Annotated in this window: 16 protein-coding genes and 1 tRNA gene; 9 read left to right on the forward strand and 8 right to left on the reverse strand. The window is 62.9% G+C overall.

Features of this window, described 5'->3' with window-relative positions; all coding sequences use genetic code 11:
- Window position 1: 1 nt before the first annotated feature.
- The 4 genes from Q9K02_RS09150 to grxC form a co-directional block, all read right to left on the reverse strand.
- Window positions 2-78, reverse strand: a tRNA-Arg gene (locus Q9K02_RS09150).
- A 37-nt stretch (window positions 79-115) separates the two neighbouring features.
- On the reverse strand, window positions 116-595 hold the full coding sequence (locus tag Q9K02_RS09155) for a DUF1178 family protein (protein ID WP_305932619.1): 480 nt from the start codon (window positions 593-595) through the stop codon (window positions 116-118).
- Between the two features lie 9 nt (window positions 596-604).
- Window positions 605-1,423, reverse strand: coding sequence for a carbon-nitrogen hydrolase family protein (locus Q9K02_RS09160; RefSeq protein WP_305932620.1), 819 nt, complete (start codon window positions 1,421-1,423; stop codon window positions 605-607).
- The gene (gene grxC / locus Q9K02_RS09165; RefSeq protein ID WP_305932621.1) at window positions 1,424-1,687 is read right to left on the reverse strand and encodes a glutaredoxin 3; all 264 of its coding nucleotides are present in this window, start codon (window positions 1,685-1,687) and stop codon (window positions 1,424-1,426) included. It abuts the gene before it with no gap.
- A gap of 159 nt (window positions 1,688-1,846) precedes the next feature.
- On the opposite strand from grxC, the gene Q9K02_RS09170 reads away from it, so the two are divergent.
- On the forward strand, window positions 1,847-2,317 hold the full coding sequence (locus tag Q9K02_RS09170; protein ID WP_305932622.1) for an Hsp20 family protein: 471 nt from the start codon (window positions 1,847-1,849) through the stop codon (window positions 2,315-2,317).
- A 334-nt stretch (window positions 2,318-2,651) separates the two neighbouring features.
- Here Q9K02_RS09170 and Q9K02_RS09175 read toward each other — a convergent pair whose 3' ends face one another.
- The 3 genes from Q9K02_RS09175 to tpiA form a co-directional block, all read right to left on the reverse strand.
- Complete coding sequence (locus Q9K02_RS09175) at window positions 2,652-4,286, reverse strand: CTP synthase (RefSeq protein WP_305932623.1); 1,635 nt, start codon at window positions 4,284-4,286, stop codon at window positions 2,652-2,654.
- 103 nt (window positions 4,287-4,389) lie between these two features.
- Entirely contained in the window at window positions 4,390-4,746 is a 357-nt protein-coding gene (gene secG / locus Q9K02_RS09180) for a preprotein translocase subunit SecG (RefSeq protein ID WP_305932624.1), read from the reverse strand.
- A gap of 87 nt (window positions 4,747-4,833) precedes the next feature.
- Entirely contained in the window at window positions 4,834-5,595 is a 762-nt protein-coding gene (tpiA, locus tag Q9K02_RS09185; RefSeq protein WP_305932625.1) for a triose-phosphate isomerase, read from the reverse strand.
- 202 nt (window positions 5,596-5,797) lie between these two features.
- Between tpiA and Q9K02_RS09190 the strand changes: the two genes are divergently transcribed.
- From Q9K02_RS09190 to lexA, 8 genes are all read left to right on the forward strand, one after another.
- Window positions 5,798-7,732 (forward strand): peptidylprolyl isomerase, encoded by a 1,935-nt coding sequence (locus Q9K02_RS09190; protein ID WP_305932626.1) that lies wholly within the window; start codon window positions 5,798-5,800, stop codon window positions 7,730-7,732.
- A gap of 7 nt (window positions 7,733-7,739) precedes the next feature.
- Window positions 7,740-9,239 carry an anthranilate synthase component I gene (gene trpE / locus Q9K02_RS09195; RefSeq protein ID WP_305932627.1) on the forward strand — a complete coding sequence of 500 codons (1,500 nt, stop codon included), beginning with the start codon at window positions 7,740-7,742 and terminating at the stop codon, window positions 9,237-9,239.
- 230 nt (window positions 9,240-9,469) lie between these two features.
- A complete protein-coding gene (locus tag Q9K02_RS09200) occupies window positions 9,470-10,069 on the forward strand; it encodes a phosphodiester glycosidase family protein (RefSeq protein WP_340310086.1) in 600 nt (199 codons plus the stop codon).
- Complete coding sequence (gene pip / locus Q9K02_RS09205; RefSeq protein ID WP_305932629.1) at window positions 10,066-11,028, forward strand: prolyl aminopeptidase; 963 nt, start codon at window positions 10,066-10,068, stop codon at window positions 11,026-11,028. Before Q9K02_RS09200 ends, pip begins: the two co-directional genes overlap by 4 nt.
- Window positions 11,029-11,089: 61 nt before the next feature.
- Entirely contained in the window at window positions 11,090-11,704 is a 615-nt protein-coding gene (locus Q9K02_RS09210) for an anthranilate synthase component II (RefSeq protein WP_305932630.1), read from the forward strand.
- Window positions 11,701-12,693, forward strand: coding sequence for an anthranilate phosphoribosyltransferase (gene trpD, locus Q9K02_RS09215; RefSeq protein WP_305932631.1), 993 nt, complete (start codon window positions 11,701-11,703; stop codon window positions 12,691-12,693). The genes Q9K02_RS09210 and trpD overlap by 4 nt, the downstream gene beginning before the upstream one ends.
- Window positions 12,690-13,475: an indole-3-glycerol phosphate synthase TrpC gene (gene trpC, locus Q9K02_RS09220; protein WP_305932632.1), complete on the forward strand. Its 786-nt coding sequence runs from the start codon at window positions 12,690-12,692 to the stop codon at window positions 13,473-13,475. Before trpD ends, trpC begins: the two co-directional genes overlap by 4 nt.
- 148 nt (window positions 13,476-13,623) lie before the next feature.
- The gene (gene lexA / locus Q9K02_RS09225; RefSeq protein WP_305932633.1) at window positions 13,624-14,322 is read left to right on the forward strand and encodes a transcriptional repressor LexA; all 699 of its coding nucleotides are present in this window, start codon (window positions 13,624-13,626) and stop codon (window positions 14,320-14,322) included.
- A gap of 75 nt (window positions 14,323-14,397) precedes the next feature.
- On the opposite strand, the gene Q9K02_RS09230 is transcribed toward lexA, so the two are convergent.
- A complete protein-coding gene (locus Q9K02_RS09230) occupies window positions 14,398-16,512 on the reverse strand; it encodes a ComEC/Rec2 family competence protein (protein WP_305932634.1) in 2,115 nt (704 codons plus the stop codon).
- Between the last annotated feature and the right edge of the window lie 29 nt (window positions 16,513-16,541).

Raw genomic sequence — 16,541 nt, forward strand, 5'->3', positions numbered from 1 at the left:
GTGGCGCGCCCGACAGGATTCGAACCTGTGGCCCCCAGATTAGGAATCTGGTGCTCTATCCGACTGAGCTACGGGCGCCCGGCGGTGCGTTTAGCAGACAGAAAGCGAGTGGCAATCAGTTGAGTTCGTCGGGCGGAGCGACCGGGAACAGCAATGGCGCTACGGTTATGCCTTCGGCGACCATTTCTTCGGCCTCGTCCTTGGTCGCCTTGCCGTGGATAGGAGCCTCGTCGGTCTCGCCGTAATGCATGGAGCGGGCCTTGTCGGCGAATTTATCACCGACCCAGGTGCTCTTCTCCAGCGCTTTGGCCTGCGCTTTCGCTAAAGTTTCCAGAGCCTGCTTGACCTCCGCCGGCAGTTCCCCGCGGATCATAGGCTTTGTTTCGTCGCCACTCGGCCCGGCTTGGCGCGGCGCCTCGGTGCGATTACCCTTCGCCGAAACCGCCGGAGCCATGGGTGCTTTTCCGACTTCTCCGCAGCCACATTCGGGGCATGTAAGCAGCCCGCGTTCGCGTTGGCTGTCGTAGTCGGAGGACGAGCCGAACCAGCCTTCGAAGCGATGGCCCTCGCTGCATGAGAGGTCGTAAACTATCATCTCGGCAGCCTAAGAGGGTATCTTCCGACGATTTTCAAGGCTCGGGACCTGTCGGCGGACTTCGGCGATCCGGGCCATGTCGAGATCGGCGAAGGCTATTCCTGATCGCTCGCCGCCCATGTCGAGCATGACTTCACCCCACGGATCGACTACAAGGCTGTGTCCGTAGGTGCGGCGACCGTCGGCATGCTCGCCCACCTGCGCAGCCGCCACCACGAAGGCGCTCGCCTCGATCGCGCGGGCGCGTTGCAGGACGTGCCAATGCGCCTCGCCAGTCGGAACGGTGAAAGCCGCCGGCACCGCGATCGCATCGCAGCGGCGCTGGGCCAGGGCCTCGAAGAGCGCAGGAAAGCGGATGTCGTAACACACGGTCAAACCTAGTCGTCCGAGCGGCGTGTCTTCGACAGTGACCACCTGATCTCCGGCGGCATAGGCATTGGACTCCCGCCAGCTTTCTCCGGTCGAGAGATCGACATCGAACATGTGTATCTTGTCGTAACGCGCAGCGATCGAACCATCCGGGGCGATGACGAAGGCGCGATTGGCCCAGCGCCCATTCCCGGTGTCGACAGCCAGCGAACCGAGCGCAACCCACAGGCCAGCCTGTGCTGCCGCGTTTCGCGCTGCGTCGAGCGCCGGCGTCTCCGCCTCTGCCCTGATATTCGGTTCTGCGCGTTTACGGTCGCGATCGAGCAGGCCCGACATCTCGGGCGTGAACAGCATTTCCGCGCCACCGTCGCTCGCCGCGCGCACGGCGTCCGAAATGCTGCGCGCGTTTTCGTCCGGATCGATGCCGGACGTCATCTGAAGCATGGCAATACGCGACATTCAGCCTTCCAGCAGCGCGTCCAGTTTACCCTCGCGTTCGAGCGTTGCGAGCTCGTCGGAGCCGCCGACATGCGTGTCGCCGATGAAGATCTGCGGCACCGTGCGCGCATTGGGTGCTCGCTCGAGCATCTCGGCGCGCTTGGGGCCGCCCATGGTGATGTCGTGATCGGTGTAATCGACACCCTTCTCATCGAGCAGGCGTTTGGCGCGAACGCAGTATCCGCAGCCGAATTTCGTATAGATGGTAACGTCGGGTTGGCTCATCGATGTCCTCGCAATCCGGCCCTGATCTAGCGCTCGCCAGGAAATCTTGAAAGCGCTTTCGCCGGACCTATGTTGATCGTGTCGCCACGGATCGTGGCGGCGACGGGGTGCCACGAAGGGCCCCGCCTATATGAATCGCTCACAAGAGGATTTGTTCAAATGAATCGTATGGATATGACCCAATATCGTCGTTCGACCGTCGGTTTCGACCGCCTTTTCGACCTGATGGAACGTCAGGCACGCAATGCCGGCGGCGACAATTACCCCCCTTTCAACATCGAGCGTCGCGGCGAGGACGAATACCGCATAACCCTGGCTGTTGCCGGATTCCGCCCCGGAGATCTCGATATTACCGCCCAGCAGAACCTGCTCGTGGTGCAGGGCCGCAAGCGCGATGAGAGCGTAGATGGTGAAATGCTGCATGTTGGCATCGCCAACCGCGGTTTCGAACGGCGCTTCGAACTGGCCGATTACGTCCGCGTCGAAAACGCCGATCTGGCCGACGGCCTGCTCATCATCGATCTACTGCGCGAAGTGCCCGATGCGATGAAGCCGAAGAAGATCGCAATCGGTGGGCAGAAGCCGCTCGAAATCGTCAAGGATGACGAGGACGACAGCGCCGCTGCCTGATCCGCGCTCAATTCGAGAAATTGCTGATCAAACGTTTAGGGGGCGGAACGAAAGTTCCGCCCCCGCGACGTTGAACGCCGCCTTACCTCGAAATCGGCCGTCCGGGTCGCAGAAGACAACCGTCTTCGAGAAAAGCCCCACCGCATGGCGGCACCGCAAGTATCTCGAATTGCCGCGATATTTTTTGCGACAACGACTGTAGTCTGCACCAGATACATCAAAAGATAAACCCGAAATTCCGCAGAAATTCGGGGTTTGTCGCGTCTATACAAGCCTCGAAAATGTCGGCTTAACGATTTCAACGACTTGACGAACTCGCCGAGCGCGAAAAGATTCAGACAAGACGCGCCTGTTCGAGCGCAGCGCCGATAAATCCGGCGAAAAGCGGGTGCGGGTCGAAAGGTTTGGACTTGAGTTCCGGGTGGAACTGCACGCCCACGAACCACGGATGATCGGGCCGCTCGACGATTTCCGGCAGCAGCCCGTCGGGGGACATCCCCGAAAAGATCAGACCCTGTTTTTCCAGCGGCTCGATATAGGCTCCGTTGACCTCGTAGCGATGGCGGTGACGCTCGGAGATGTCGCTACAACCGCCGTAGATAGCCGACACGTGACTGTTCGCAGCAAGCTTCGCCTCATAAGCACCCAGGCGCATGGTCCCGCCCAGATCGCCGCCCGCTTCGCGGGTTTGCAGCCCCTCTTCGGTCATCCACTCAGTGATGATGCCGACGACTGGTTCCGATGTCTCACCGAATTCGGTCGAGCTGGCCCCGTCGAAACCCGCCGAGCGCGCGCCCTCGATGCAGGCCATTTGCATGCCGAGGCATATGCCGAGAAACGGTACCTTCCGCTCGCGGGCGAACCGAACGCTCGCGATCTTGCCTTCCGACCCGCGCTCGCCGAAACCGCCGGGTACGAGGATGCCGTGCATCGGTTCGAGCTGCGCCGCGATGTCGCTGTCGCCCTGCTCGAACACCTCCGCATCGATCCACTTGATGTTGACCTTGACGCGGTGAGCCATGCCGCCGTGGATCAGCGCTTCGTTGAGCGACTTGTAAGCGTCCTGCAGGCCGACATACTTGCCCACTACGCCGATCGTCACCTCGCCTTCGGGATTCGAGTGGCGATCGACCACATCGTACCAGCGCGACAGGTCCGGGTCGGGCGCATCGGTAATGCCGAAGCCGCGCAGTACTTCGGTATCCAAGCCCTCGCCATGGTATTGCAGCGGCACGGAATAGATCGAAGGCGCATCCAGCGCCGGGATGACCGCCTCCTTGCGCACATTGCAGAAATTGGCGATTTTCTGGCGCTCGCTATCCGGGATCGGATGTTCCGCACGACAAAGCAGGACGTCGGGCTTGATGCCTAGGCTGGCAAGTTCGCGCACCGAATGCTGGGTCGGCTTGGTCTTCAGCTCGCCTGCTGCGGCGATGTAGGGAACCAAGGTCACATGGACGCTGAGCGACTGCATCGGCTCAAGCTCGTTCCTGAGCTGGCGGATGGCTTCCATGAAAGGCAGGCTCTCGATGTCGCCCACCGTACCGCCGATCTCGCACAGAATGAAGTCGTGATCGCCTTGGTCGGCAAGCGCGAAATCCTTGATCGCATCGGTGACGTGCGGAACTACCTGCACGGTCGCGCCGAGATAGTCGCCGCGTCGCTCCTTGGCGATGATCTGCTGGTACACCCGGCCCGACGTGACGTTGTCACCCTGATGGGCTGATACGCCGGTGAACCGTTCGTAGTGCCCCAGGTCGAGGTCGGTCTCCGCCCCGTCGTCGGTCACATAGACCTCGCCGTGCTGATACGGGCTCATCGTGCCCGGATCGACGTTGAGATAGGGGTCGAATTTACGGATGCGGACCTTGTAGCCACGCGCCTGCAGGAGGGCAGCAAGCGATGCTGCCATGAGACCTTTGCCGAGCGAGGAGACCACGCCGCCGGTGATGAAAATATACCGCGCCATGGGAGTCGGGCCTTAAGCTGATGATCGGAGTCGGTGCAAGCGCAAAGCCGTGCGATTGCGCGGCTCGTACCGCGCAATCCACAATTTCACGATCTGGTTTGGATTATTCGGTCGAGCCGGCCAGCGGATCGTCGCTGACAGGTGCAGAATCACCGGTCGTTGCCGGGCCGAGCGGATCGGCCGGTGCTGCGGGCGTGACATTCCTGTCGAGCGTCGATTCGAGCGAGTCCGCGCTGGTCGTCTCGACCGCTACCGCTGCCAGCACGATCGACAGGATCACGAAGAGCACGGCGAGCCACTTGGTCGACCGGGTCAGGAAGTCCGCTGCACCGCGAGCGCTTAGCATGCCGGAAGGGCTGCCTCCGATACCCAGACCGCCCCCTTCTGAGCGCTGCATGAGGATCACGCCAACGAGCACGGCGGCAACGATGGCCTGGAGGACGGTGAGGAACAGGAACATGACTTCGAATACTCTTCGGTAAAAATGTGCCGCCCGCATCTAGGCTGCGAGGCTGCAAACGGCAAGGGTGCCGGGCCGGCGCGGAGTTCAGGCGTCCTCGGTCTCCGACGCTGCCACGACGATGCCGAGGAAGCTCTCGGCGCTCAAGCTCGCGCCACCGACGAGGGCCCCGCCCACTTCGGGCAGCGACAGGATTTCCTTCGCGTTCTCGGGCTTGACCGAACCACCGTAGAGAATGCGAACGTCTGCCGATGCTTCGGCTCCGTAAGTCTCGTCGAGCAAGCCGCGGATTGCCTTGTGCATCGCTTCGATGTCCGCAGAGGTCGCCGTGCGACCGGTGCCGATCGCCCAGATCGGTTCGTAGGCAATTGTCAGGCGCTCGGCAGGATCCTCGAACGAACCGAGCGCGGATTTGATCTGGCCGAGGACGAAAGCTTCGGCATCGCCCGCATCGCGAGTCTCGAGGGATTCGCCGCAGCACAGGATCACGCGCAGACCGGCTTCAATCGCCGAATCGATCTTCGCATTGATCAATTCATTCGTCTCGCCATGGTCCTGCCGCCGCTCGCTATGCCCGACGATCACGAACTTCGCCCCGGCATCGGCCACCATCGCGGCGTTGATGTCGCCCGTATGCGGACCCTCGGCCCCGGGATGGCAGTCCTGCGCGCCGACGCCGATCTGCTCGGCCTCGCGATGAACGGCGTGAATCAGCGTGTATGGAGGGGCGACTGCGACCTCCACCTTCATGTAGCGCTGTGCGGCACGATCGATCGCGCGTGCTTCGGAAAGCATCGCCCGCGTGCCGAACATCTTCCAGTTTCCAACGATATAGGGCCGTTCGGCCATTGCGATTTCCTGCGAAGAGTAGATGATTGGCCGCTCGCTATAGGAGCGTTGTGTTGCGCCCCGCTAGACAAGCTTTCTTCGCGCGTCAAAACCCTTTGCAACCTGTTGCGGCGAGGTCGCAGGGGGGATAAAGGCTGCCGCCAAGGGCGACCGCTCGCTGCGGAAGCCATCGATCTACGTCTATTCGGGACCGCCCGCACTCATGCTCACTTTCTTTCGCAATATCTTCAAGACCAAGATCGGCCTTGCCTTCGCGCTCGCCTTTCTCGGTCTGATCGCGCTCGCCTTTGCTAGCGCGGACGTATCGAGCACCGGTACCTTCGGCGGTGTTGCAGGCGGCGACCGGGTGGCTGTGGTCGGCAGCGAGAAGATCGGGACCGCCGATCTGGTGCAGGCTGCGAACAACGGCCTCGATCGCGTCAGGCAGGAAAATCCGACGCTGTCGATGGAAGGCTTTCTTGCGCAAAATGGTCTGGAACGCTCGCTCGATGCCCTGATCGATCGCTTTGCAATCCGTGCCTATGCCGAGAAATACGGTATCCGGGCGGGCGACAATCTGGTGAACAGCGAAATCCGCATGCTCCCGGCATTCCGCGGAGCCGACGGGAACTTCAGCGAAGACGTCTATCGTCAGGCACTGGCGCAGGCGCGAATTTCCGACGCGCAGGCGCGTGAGGATTTCGGCACGGGCCTCCTCTCTCAGCAGCTTTTTGTTCCGGCGACCTTCGGCGCGACCGTTCCGGACAAGCTTGCCTATCGATACGCCCAGCTTCTTAAAGAGCGTCGTCAGGGGACGATTGCCCTGCTCCCGTCTGCGAGTTTTGCGCCAACCGGCGATCCCTCGGACGCAACGCTGAGGGCCTATTACGAGTCCAACAGCGCCGATTTCATTCGTCCCGAACGGCGCGTGGTGCGTTTCGCGACGTTCGACAGCAGTGCACTGGGCGACCGGGTCGAGCCGACCGAGGCGGAAATCGCCGAACGCTACGAGGCCGACCGCGAACAGTACGCAGCAAGCGAAACGCGCGATGTCACCCAGCTCATCGTGCCGACACAGGCTGCGGCCAATTCCCTGCGCGAGCGCATCGCAGGCGGTGCAAGCTTCGATGCCGTGGCGCGCGAAGCCGGGCTACGAGCAACGCCGTTGACGGGCCTCGATCGCGAGGTGCTGACCTCACAGGCCTCCGAAGCCGTCGCCGCGGCGTATTTCTCGGCGAGAGAAGGCTCTATTACGCAGCCAGCGCGCAGTCCTCTCGGCTGGCACATCGCGCGGATCGATAACGTCGAAACACGAGCCGCACGGACGCTTGCACAAGTCCGCGAAGACGTCGCCGCGGCCGTGCGCGAAGAAAAGCGTGTCCAGGGGCTCGCCGACCTTGCGAACGAAATCGACGACCAGCTGGCCGATGGTGCAACCTTGCGCGAGGTGAGCGAGGAGCTCGATCTCGAGCTGACGACCACGCGACCCGCTATTGCCAATGGCCGCATCTACCAGACGCAGGAAACTCTTCCCGAAGTGTTGGCGCCCGCGCTGCAGACCATTTTCCAGATGGACGAGGAAGAGCCCGAAATCGCCCCTCTCGAAGGCGGGCAGACCTACCTCGTCTACGAAGTGGCCCAGATTACAGCATCGGCCAAGGCCCCCCTTGCCGAGATAAAGGATCGCGTCGAGGCGAACTGGCGCATTTCGGAAGGCCTGAAGCGCGCCCAAGCCGCTGCCGACCGGGTGACGAAGCGCGTTCGTGGGGGCGCATCGCTTGCCGCCGCCGTCGCGGAGGAAGAGACGAATCTGCCGGCACCCGAAAGCGTCGATCTGACGCGCGAGCAACTTGCCGCCCAGCGCGAACGCCGCATTCCGCCGCCGCTCGCCCTGCTTTTCAGCATGGCCGAAGGCACCACCAAGAAGCTCGAAGCCGCGCAAAAGATCGGATTCTTCATCGTCAATCTGGAAGATATCAGCATGGACGATATCGCCGAGGACGATCCGATGATCGCCCAGGCCAAAACCCAGCTCGGCCCGGTGATCGGCGAGGAATATGCCGATCAGCTGCGGCTTGCGATGCGGGAAGAGCTCGGCGTAGAGCGCAACGACGACGCGATCGAAGCCGTTCGTCGCCAGCTGCTTGGCACGAACTGAGCCGCCCTTGTCCACCGCTCTCGAAGGCCTCGACCAAGCGCGCGCCGAGCTGAGCGAGGGTCGTCCCGCGCTGGTCTGGCGCAGCATCGTAGCTGATACCGAAACGCCAGTCAGCGCGGCGCTCAAGCTGTTCGAGGAAGGGCGCGGCGATTTCGTACTCGAGTCGGTCGAGGGTGGCGAGACACGCGGGCGCTATAGCCTGATCGGCATCGCACCCGATTTGGTGTTCCGCGCGCGTGGAGACGAGGCGGAAATCAATCGCGATTGGCAGACGGATCGCAAGGCTTTCGTTCCGTGCAAGATTGGCGCGATGGATGCGCTGCGCACGCTAACTCAGGACTGCCAATGTGCGACGCCTGTCGCGCTTCCGCCCGCCCTCGCCTGCCTCGTCGGCTATTTCGGATACGAGACAATCGGCCTGGTCGAGAAACTTCTTCGGGCTCCGCAGAGCGACGTCGATTTGCCGGACATGCTTTTCGTCCGCCCGACAGTGATCCTCGTCTTCGACCGGCTCAGCGACACGTTGTTCTGTATTGCGCCGGTCTGGCCGGACGGATCGCTAGATTTGGCGCAGGAGCGGATCGACGAAGCTCTTCGGAAGCTCTCCCTGCCGCTGTCACAGTCTGCCGACCGGTATCCCGACCATATCGAACCTCAGCTCACCTCGACTATCGATGCGGACGATTATCAGGCAATGGTCTTGCGTGCGAAAGACTACATCGCGGCCGGGGATATCTTTCAGGTCGTCCTCTCGCAGCGATTCACCTCGCCGTTCGAATTGCCGCCCATGGCGCTCTATCGTTCGCTCAGGCGCATCAACCCGTCGCCCTTCCTCTATTTTCTCGACCTACCCGGCTTCGCCGTGGTCGGCTCGAGCCCCGAAATTCTCGTGCGGGTGCGCGAAGGCGAGGTGACAATCCGCCCGATCGCCGGCACCCGGCCGCGCGGTACGACGCAGGAGGCGGATCGGCTCGCCGAGAAATCGCTTCTGGCCGACCCGAAGGAGCGCGCAGAGCACTTGATGTTGCTCGATCTCGGGCGCAACGACGTCGGGCGCGTGGCGGACGCCGGCAGCGTCGAGGTCACGGAGAGTTTTACGGTCGAACGGTACAGCCACGTCATGCATATCGTCAGCAACGTCGTCGGGCGCCTTGCCGAGGGCAAGGACGCGCTCGATGCGCTGTTTGCCGGGTTCCCGGCAGGCACCGTCAGCGGTGCACCCAAGGTGCGCGCCTGCGAGATTATCGCCGAGCTGGAACCTGCAACGCGCGGCCCCTACGCGGGCGGCGTCGGCTATTTCGCGCCGGACGGATCGGTCGACAGCTGCATTGTCCTGCGCACCGCCGTGGTGAAGGATGGGATCATGCAAGTGCAGGCCGGGGCGGGCATCGTGGCGGACAGCGATCCAGCCTATGAGCAGCGCGAATGCGAAGCCAAGGCCGGCGCCCTGCTCGCCGCGGCAAAGGACGCAGTGCGGCTCGCAAACGAAGCGGGATACGGCCAGTGAGGGTTGCAATCGCCCTACTCGCTCTCGGCAGCCTCATAGCTTGCGAACAGCAACCTGCCGGCGAACCTGTCGCTCGTGCCAGGATTGATGGGCAGGCGCCATCGCCTTCGCCTGAGCCTAGCGAGACGGCGACCGTCGCAAGCTCGGTGGAAAGCGCATGCCGGTCCATCATCTTCGAGGACACACCCCTTACCCACTGCCTCGCGAATCCCGTCCGCCACCGCATAAGCATGGATCTTGGGCCGTCGGGCGAAGCGCCCTATCGCAGCCTGACTGCGTTCTCGCGCCAACGCGGCGAGAACGGCGTCGCCTTTGCAATGAACGCCGGCATATATGACGACGAGGGCGAGCCAATCGGTTACTTCGTTGAAGGTTCGGAGCGGCTCGAAACCCTCAATATAGCCGATGGCGAAGGCAATTTCCACCTCAAGCCCAATGGCGTGTTCTACGGCACGGCGGGCGAATGGCACGTCCGCACGACCGAAGATTTCCTCGCCAATGTGACCGAGCGGCCGGAGTTCGGCACGCAGTCCGGGCCGATGCTGGTGATCGACGGCAAGCTGCATCCTGAAATAACGCAGGACGGCCCTTCCCGGCTGATCCGCAACGCAGTCGGCGTCGATGGGCAGGGCCGGGCCCATTTCGTGATTTCGAACGCGCCGATTTCCTTCGGCAAGCTCGCGCGTTTCTATCGCGATGAACTGAAGACGCCCAATGCTCTGTTCCTCGACGGGAACGTCTCGCAATTGTGGAACCCGGCGACCGACCGCCTCGATACCGGCGCGCCGATCGGCCCGATCGTGGTCGTCGAAAAGAAGGACAGCGAATGACCGAACAGCGCCGTGGCCTCTATCCGGAGATCGAACCCTACGAAACCGGGATCCTGGATGTCGGCGAGGGTCATTCGCTCTATTACGAACGTGTCGGCACGCCCGGCGCGAAACCTGCGGTTTTCCTGCATGGCGGCCCGGGCGGCGGCATGTCGCCCGATCATCGGCGCCAGTGGGACCCCGAGCTTTACGACGTCCTGCTGTTCGACCAGCGCGGATGCGGCAAGTCGCTGCCATTCGCCGAGATCGAGCATAACGATACCTGGCGTATTGTCGCCGATGTCGAGCGCCTCCGCGAGATGTGCGGGCATGACAAGTGGCAGGTCTTCGGCGGTAGCTGGGGCGCGACACTCGCCCTCACCTACGCCGAGACCCATCCCGACCGCACGAGCGAGCTGGTGCTGCGCGGCGTATTCCTCGCGCGCCAGACCGAGAAAGACTGGCTCTACACATATGGCGCCAGCGAAATCATGGCCGAACAATGGGACCAGTTTACCGGCCTCATCCCCGAAGATGAGCGTGGCGATCTGGTGAAAGCCTATTACAAGCGCCTGACCAGCGATGACGAGGAAACACGCCTTGCCGCCGCGCGCGAATGGTCGCTGTGGGAAGGCAATGTCGCCACACTGTTGCCAGATCCTGCCCTGCTGGACACCTTCGCCGATCCCGCGAAGGCCGTGCCCTTCGCCCGGATTTGCGCGAAGTTCTTCCTCGAAGATTTTTTCCTGGAGGAAGCGCAATTGCTCAAGAATGTCAGCGCGCTGGCGGGCATACCCGGAATTATCGTTCAGGGCCGCCACGACATTTGCACGCCGCCGACATCCGCTTGGGCGCTCAAGAAAGCTTGGCCGGAAGCGGAATTGTGGATCGTGGATGATGCCGGACACTCCGCAGCAGAACCGGGCATCATCGATGGCCTCGTGCGGGCGACCGACAAGCTGGTGGGCAAGCAGGCGTGACGTCGCGGGCAGCTGAAGTTGCTTGAAAGCCCGCAGCCGTGCCGCCATTGACCGTTCCGCAATGACCGACAGCCGCTCCATCCTTGTCATCGACAATTACGACAGCTTCACCTTTAACCTCGTCCATTACCTGATGGAAATGGGCGCCGAAGTGGAGGTGGTGCGCAATGACGCCATTTCGGCGGACCAGGCCATGAGCAGCGGCGCTGCGGGTTTCCTGATCTCGCCCGGTCCCTGCACACCGAACGAGGCCGGCGTCAGTCTCAACCTCGTGGCGGGATGCGCAGATGCGGGCAAGCCGCTACTCGGCGTCTGCCTCGGACATCAGGCGATCGGCCAGCATTTCGGCGGCAAGGTCGTTCGCGGCGGGCTGATGCATGGCAAGACGTCGCCGGTGGAACATGACGCCAGCGGCGTGTTTGCCGGATTGCCGTCACCCTTTATAGCTACCCGATATCACTCGCTGATCGTGGAGGACATTCCCGAGTGCCTCGCGGTCAATGCTACCAGCACGACGCCCGGCCTCGATGGCAGCAGCGTGATGGGTTTCCGTCATCGCGACTTGCCGATCCACGGCGTACAATTCCACCCCGAGAGCATCGCTACCGAACACGGACATGCGCTGCTCGCAAATTTCCTCTCGCTGTGCGGAATCGACGCAAAGGTACCGGCATGAGGACGCTACCCGCAGCAGAGCAGCGTCTGGGCGAGCAGGAGGCCGAAGAGGTCTTCGGCTGGATTCTCGATGGCGAGACGAGCGACGAGGAAATCGCCCGGTTCCTGCGCGAGATGTCCACCCGCAGCGAAACATCCGATGAGATCGCGGGCGCGGCGCGGGCCCTGCGGGCGCGGCTGATCCCGATCGACGCGCCGAAAGGAACGGTCGATTGCTGCGGCACGGGCGGTGACGGGCACCACACGCTCAATGTTTCCACAGCAGTCAGCCTGCTTGTCGCGGCGTGCGGCGTTCCGGTGGCCAAGCACGGCAATCGGGCGGCGAGCAGCAAGTCGGGCGCGGCAGACACACTCGAAGCGCTCGGTCTCAATATGGAAGCCGCGGGAAGAACCGCAGAGAAGTCACTGGCCGAGCTAGGCATTTGTTTCCTGTTCGCAAAGAACCATCATCCGGCGATGGGCCGGATACAGCCTATCCGCCAGCAGCTCGGCGTTCGCACGATATTCAACCTGATGGGCCCGCTCTCCAACCCGGCAGGCGTGAAACGCCAGCTGATCGGGATCGCGCGCCCGGCCTATGTGCCGATCTACGCAGCGGCAAAAGCCAAGCTCGGCACGGAGCGTACCTTCATCGCTTCGGGCGACGAGGGGCTGGACGAGCTTAGCATTGCCGGTGGAAACGAGCTGGCCGATGTGACCGGCAACGATTTCGAGATGCGGCGGGTGAACCCGGTGCAGGCAAACCTGCCCCACGCGCCGGTCGAGGCGATCCGCGGCGGCGACCCGTCGCACAACGCCAAGGCACTCGAGGCGCTATTGCTAGGCGCGCCCGGACCCTATCGCGACGCCGTGCTGTTCAACGCCGCCGCTACTTTGATCGTGGCAGGCAAGACCGAAGACTGGACGACCGGTGCCGAAATGGCTGGCGAAGCAATCGACAGCGGTGCTGCCCAGCAATTGCTGGCAGACTGGATCGCGATCGCGCAATGAACAAGCTGGTCGAAATCTGCGAAACCAAGCTTGGTGAGGTAGCCGAGCGCAAGCAGCAGCATTCGCTCGACTCGCTTGATGCGCAAGCAAAGGACCAAACGCCGCCGCGCGGCTTTCGCTTCGCACTGGAACGCGCGCAGCAGAATGGCTTCGGCCTGATTGCCGAGATCAAGAAAGCTTCGCCGTCCAAAGGTCTGATCCGGGAGGATTTTCACCCTGCGCAGCACGCTCGCGATTACGCCGATGGCGGTGCGGCCTGTCTCTCGGTCCTGACCGATGCGCCTTACTTCCAGGGCCACGAGGATTATCTGGTCGAAGCCCGCGCGGCTTGCGATCTGCCGGTCCTGCGCAAGGACTTCATGATCGACCCCTGGCAAGTCGCCGAAGCTCGCGCGCTTGGCGCAGATGCGATACTAATCATCGTAGCCGCGCTGGATGACGGGACGATGCGCGAAATCGAAACTGCCGCGATCGAACGCGGGATGGACGTTTTGGTCGAGGTCCATGACGAACAGGAGCTGGAACGCGCGCTGGCGCTTCAATCGCGGCTCATCGGCGTCAACAATCGGGATCTGCGGACCTTTACCACCGATCTTGCGACCACCGAGCGGCTGGCAGTCCTCGCCCCTGAGGACGCCCTTCTTGTCGGTGAGAGCGGCATCGCGACGCATGCCGATTGCCAGCGCCTCGCGCGTAGCGGTGTCTGTAGCTTCCTCGTCGGCGAGAGTCTGATGCGGCAAGCCGACGTCGCTACTGCGACGCGCGCCTTGCTTCAGGGCTGACCCAGCGCTTTGGCACGTATCGCGAACGCTTGTTCTCGACAAGAAAGGTCCGAAACGGCTGAATTGCTTGACTTGCTGATATTCGTTGCCTAATTGTTCCACATTCGTTCACAGGGTTGTGAACAGGCGGCACGGGAGTTGCGCAGATATGCTGACAGCCAAGCAACACGAATTGATCCGCTTCATCCAGCAACGGCTGGAGGAAACCGGCATTTCACCCAGTTTTGAGGAAATGAAGGAAGCGCTCGACCTCAAGAGCAAGTCCGGCGTCCACCGCCTGATTTCCGCTCTCGAGGAACGCGGCTTTATCCGTCGCCTGCCGAACCGTGCGCGGGCGCTCGAGGTCGTCAAGCTGCCCGAAGACGCGGTTACAGGCGCCGGCCAAGCTAAGCCTGTGAACGATACCGGCGCGACCATGGCGGCCACGGTAACGGCGAAATCCGTCGCGCCGGAGCCGGCGAACGACATCATCGACGTGCCGCTACACGGCCGGATCGCGGCTGGCGCGCCGATCGAGGCGATCGAGGGCCAGGCGAGCATGCCGGTTCCCGCCGCTCTGCTCGGACCGGGTGAACATTATGCGCTCGAAGTGTCGGGCGATTCGATGGTCGAGGCAGGCATTTTCGACGGTGATTTCGCACTTGTCCGAAGGTCCGATACCGCTCGCGACGGAGAGATCGTCGTCGCGCTGGTCGACGATGAAGAAGCGACGCTGAAGTACCTGCGCCGCGATGGCGGGCGGATCCGCCTCGATCCTGCGAATGGGGCCTACGAACCGCAGGTTTATGAATCCCATCGAGTGAAGGTTCAGGGCAAGCTTGCCGGTCTGCTCCGGCGCTACCACTGACGCTCGACGAGACAGTTTTAGTTGGGAAGAAGGGCGCGGCGTCGGCTGCGCCCTCTCTTCCTTCATAGGTTGTCTTTATTGGGAGCCCGCGTTCCGCCGGACGAAGGGGCGGAACCAACCGTGCTCGCCTTGCCCTTCGGCCACGGTATCAATATGCTCTTCGGCAAGGTAAATGCCGGTACCGCCTTCCCGCTCGAGAAACCGGCGATCGGCCTTGAGCCAGCGTGGCTTGCATGAGCGCGGCAGGAAGCGATCAGCGATGACGATGTCGGACCTGTCGCAGGCGGCGGCAAGCGCTCGCTCCTCGATAAGTTCGCGGCTTCGCGCGATCAGCACGTCCCAATCTCGACCATCCCTTTCGATACGCAAGCTACAAAAGTCCCGGCTGCACCGAGCGCCCAACCATTCGGCTAAAGGTACGGGCTCGCCATCGAGCGCTGCAATTTCGCGCAGATTTTGTTGGGCGTAACTGCCCTCGCTGTCCCGCAAAACCAGCAGCCGGCCATCCGCGCTGGCAATACCCACATCGCGCCCATCACGCGTGATCACGATGTCCGGGGCAGGCGTCGCCCACATCCATCCCGAAGCGACGGCGACGGGAAGCGCCCCCCAAAGCCGTGTTCTTCCATGCCACAATGCCAACCAGAGCGCGCCGAGGACAAATACCGCCATCGCCGCCATCGGCATCTTGGGGGCGAGCTTCACCGCACCCGGCTGAGCCGAAACGATGTGCGCGATCCACAGCAGTACATCGAGCGATTTGCCGACCAGCCACCAGGCCGGAGCTCCCAACCCGACTACATCCATCGCCAGAGCCAGGGCAACGAGCGGCATCGAGACGAAGGTCACGAGCGGGATCGCGAAGAGGTTTGCGACCGCCCCGTAAATTCCCGCACGGTGGAAGTGGAACAGGACAATCGGCATGAGTGCGAGCTCGATGACAAAGCCGGTCAGGAACAGCATCAACGCCCGGCGGCCGAAGCGGCGCAGGCCGCTTTCCTCTCGTGGCGCGAGAAATTCGCGAAACGGCTTCGCATTGTGAAGTGCCACGATGGCGAGCACGGCGGCAAAGCTCATCTGGAAGCTCGGTCCGACAAGCGATTCCGGCCATAAGAGCAGCACCGCGATTGCTGCGACCGCGACTAGGCGCAAAGAGAGCGGCTCGCGCCCAAGCGCCAGAGCCGTCAGGACCAAGATCGCGCCGATGCAGCTGCGCACCGTTGGTACCTGAGCCCCCGTCAAGAGCGTGTAAGCGATCCCGGCAAGAGCAGCGATTGCAGCGGCCACGATCGGCAGGCGTACGCGCAACGTAAGCCATTGCCATAGGGCCAGCAACTTGAGCGCAATCAGATAGGTCGCGGCGATGATTGCGCTCACGTGAAGGCCGCTGATCGACAGCAGATGCGTAAGGCCGGCATCCCGCATAGCCACCTCGTCCGCTTCGGAAATCGCCCCGCGATCGCCGCTGGCGAGAGTCGCCGCGATCGCGCCGGGAGCGCCGTCGAGACGGTCGCGAACATGCGCCGAGAGGTGCCGCTGAACCTGCGCGATCCAGCCTTCGCCGCCGCCCCCGCCGGCCTCCTCTACTATTTCGATATCCCCCACAACGCTGCCGGTGGCCGCATAGCCATCGAACCAGGCCCGTCGCGCGAAGTCGTAGGCGCCCGGTACGATTGGCGGCGAAGGCGGCATAAGGCGCGCGGACACCCTGACGCGTACGCCCTCCCGCAACGCGCTATCCGCTTGATCCAGCGGAACGTTGACGCGGTAGGCTCTTGCAATCCCGTCCTCGGCGTCGCGAGCGGCTAACACGAGCCGGATGCGGTCACGCGCCGGCTGGTCCTCGCGCTCGAGAATGCGGGCATCGAGCCGTTCGAACGTCGGTCGCTCGATTGGTTCTGCCCCGATCAATTCGGAGCGCGCCCAGACCAGCCCGATCCCTGCCGCGAGGACGAGCGACGTGGCGATGGTCGCAGCGAGGAGGTAGGCGCGCTCATCACGATCGCGCCACGCGGCAAGCGCCGCAAGGGCAACCAGAACAAGCCCACCAATGGTTGCAGACCATTGCCACGGCGTGTGGAGCAGGAACCACAGACCGATGCCGCCGCCAAAGGCAACTGCCAGCCACGGTCCGCGGTCAAATCCGGCACTCGCCAAACCTGTCTCGCAGCGATCCGCAATTCTGGACATCAGGCCGCGCATGCGCCAAGGGCGCGGCA

The sequence above is a fragment of the Qipengyuania profundimaris genome, from assembly GCF_030717945.1.
In the GTDB taxonomy this organism is placed as follows: domain Bacteria; phylum Pseudomonadota; class Alphaproteobacteria; order Sphingomonadales; family Sphingomonadaceae; genus Qipengyuania; species Qipengyuania profundimaris.

Bases quoted from the DNA above. Each gene is read 5' to 3' on its own strand.
- Q9K02_RS09155 (WP_305932619.1), bottom strand. From the start codon at position 595: ATGATAGTTTACGACCTCTCATGCAGCGAGGGCCATCGCTTCGAAGGC.
- Q9K02_RS09160 (WP_305932620.1), bottom strand. From the start codon at position 1,423: ATGTCGCGTATTGCCATGCTTCAGATGACGTCCGGCATCGATCCGGAC.
- grxC (WP_305932621.1), bottom strand. From the start codon at position 1,687: ATGAGCCAACCCGACGTTACCATCTATACGAAATTCGGCTGCGGATAC.
- Q9K02_RS09170 (WP_305932622.1), top strand. From the start codon at position 1,847: ATGAATCGTATGGATATGACCCAATATCGTCGTTCGACCGTCGGTTTC.
- Q9K02_RS09175 (WP_305932623.1), bottom strand. From the start codon at position 4,286: ATGGCGCGGTATATTTTCATCACCGGCGGCGTGGTCTCCTCGCTCGGC.
- secG (WP_305932624.1), bottom strand. From the start codon at position 4,746: ATGTTCCTGTTCCTCACCGTCCTCCAGGCCATCGTTGCCGCCGTGCTC.
- tpiA (WP_305932625.1), bottom strand. From the start codon at position 5,595: ATGGCCGAACGGCCCTATATCGTTGGAAACTGGAAGATGTTCGGCACG.
- Q9K02_RS09190 (WP_305932626.1), top strand. From the start codon at position 5,798: ATGCTCACTTTCTTTCGCAATATCTTCAAGACCAAGATCGGCCTTGCC.
- Q9K02_RS09200 (WP_340310086.1), top strand. From the start codon at position 9,470: ATGGATCTTGGGCCGTCGGGCGAAGCGCCCTATCGCAGCCTGACTGCG.
- pip (WP_305932629.1), top strand. From the start codon at position 10,066: ATGACCGAACAGCGCCGTGGCCTCTATCCGGAGATCGAACCCTACGAA.
- Q9K02_RS09210 (WP_305932630.1), top strand. From the start codon at position 11,090: ATGACCGACAGCCGCTCCATCCTTGTCATCGACAATTACGACAGCTTC.
- trpD (WP_305932631.1), top strand. From the start codon at position 11,701: ATGAGGACGCTACCCGCAGCAGAGCAGCGTCTGGGCGAGCAGGAGGCC.
- trpC (WP_305932632.1), top strand. From the start codon at position 12,690: ATGAACAAGCTGGTCGAAATCTGCGAAACCAAGCTTGGTGAGGTAGCC.
- lexA (WP_305932633.1), top strand. From the start codon at position 13,624: ATGCTGACAGCCAAGCAACACGAATTGATCCGCTTCATCCAGCAACGG.
- Q9K02_RS09230 (WP_305932634.1), bottom strand. From the start codon at position 16,512: ATGTCCAGAATTGCGGATCGCTGCGAGACAGGTTTGGCGAGTGCCGGA.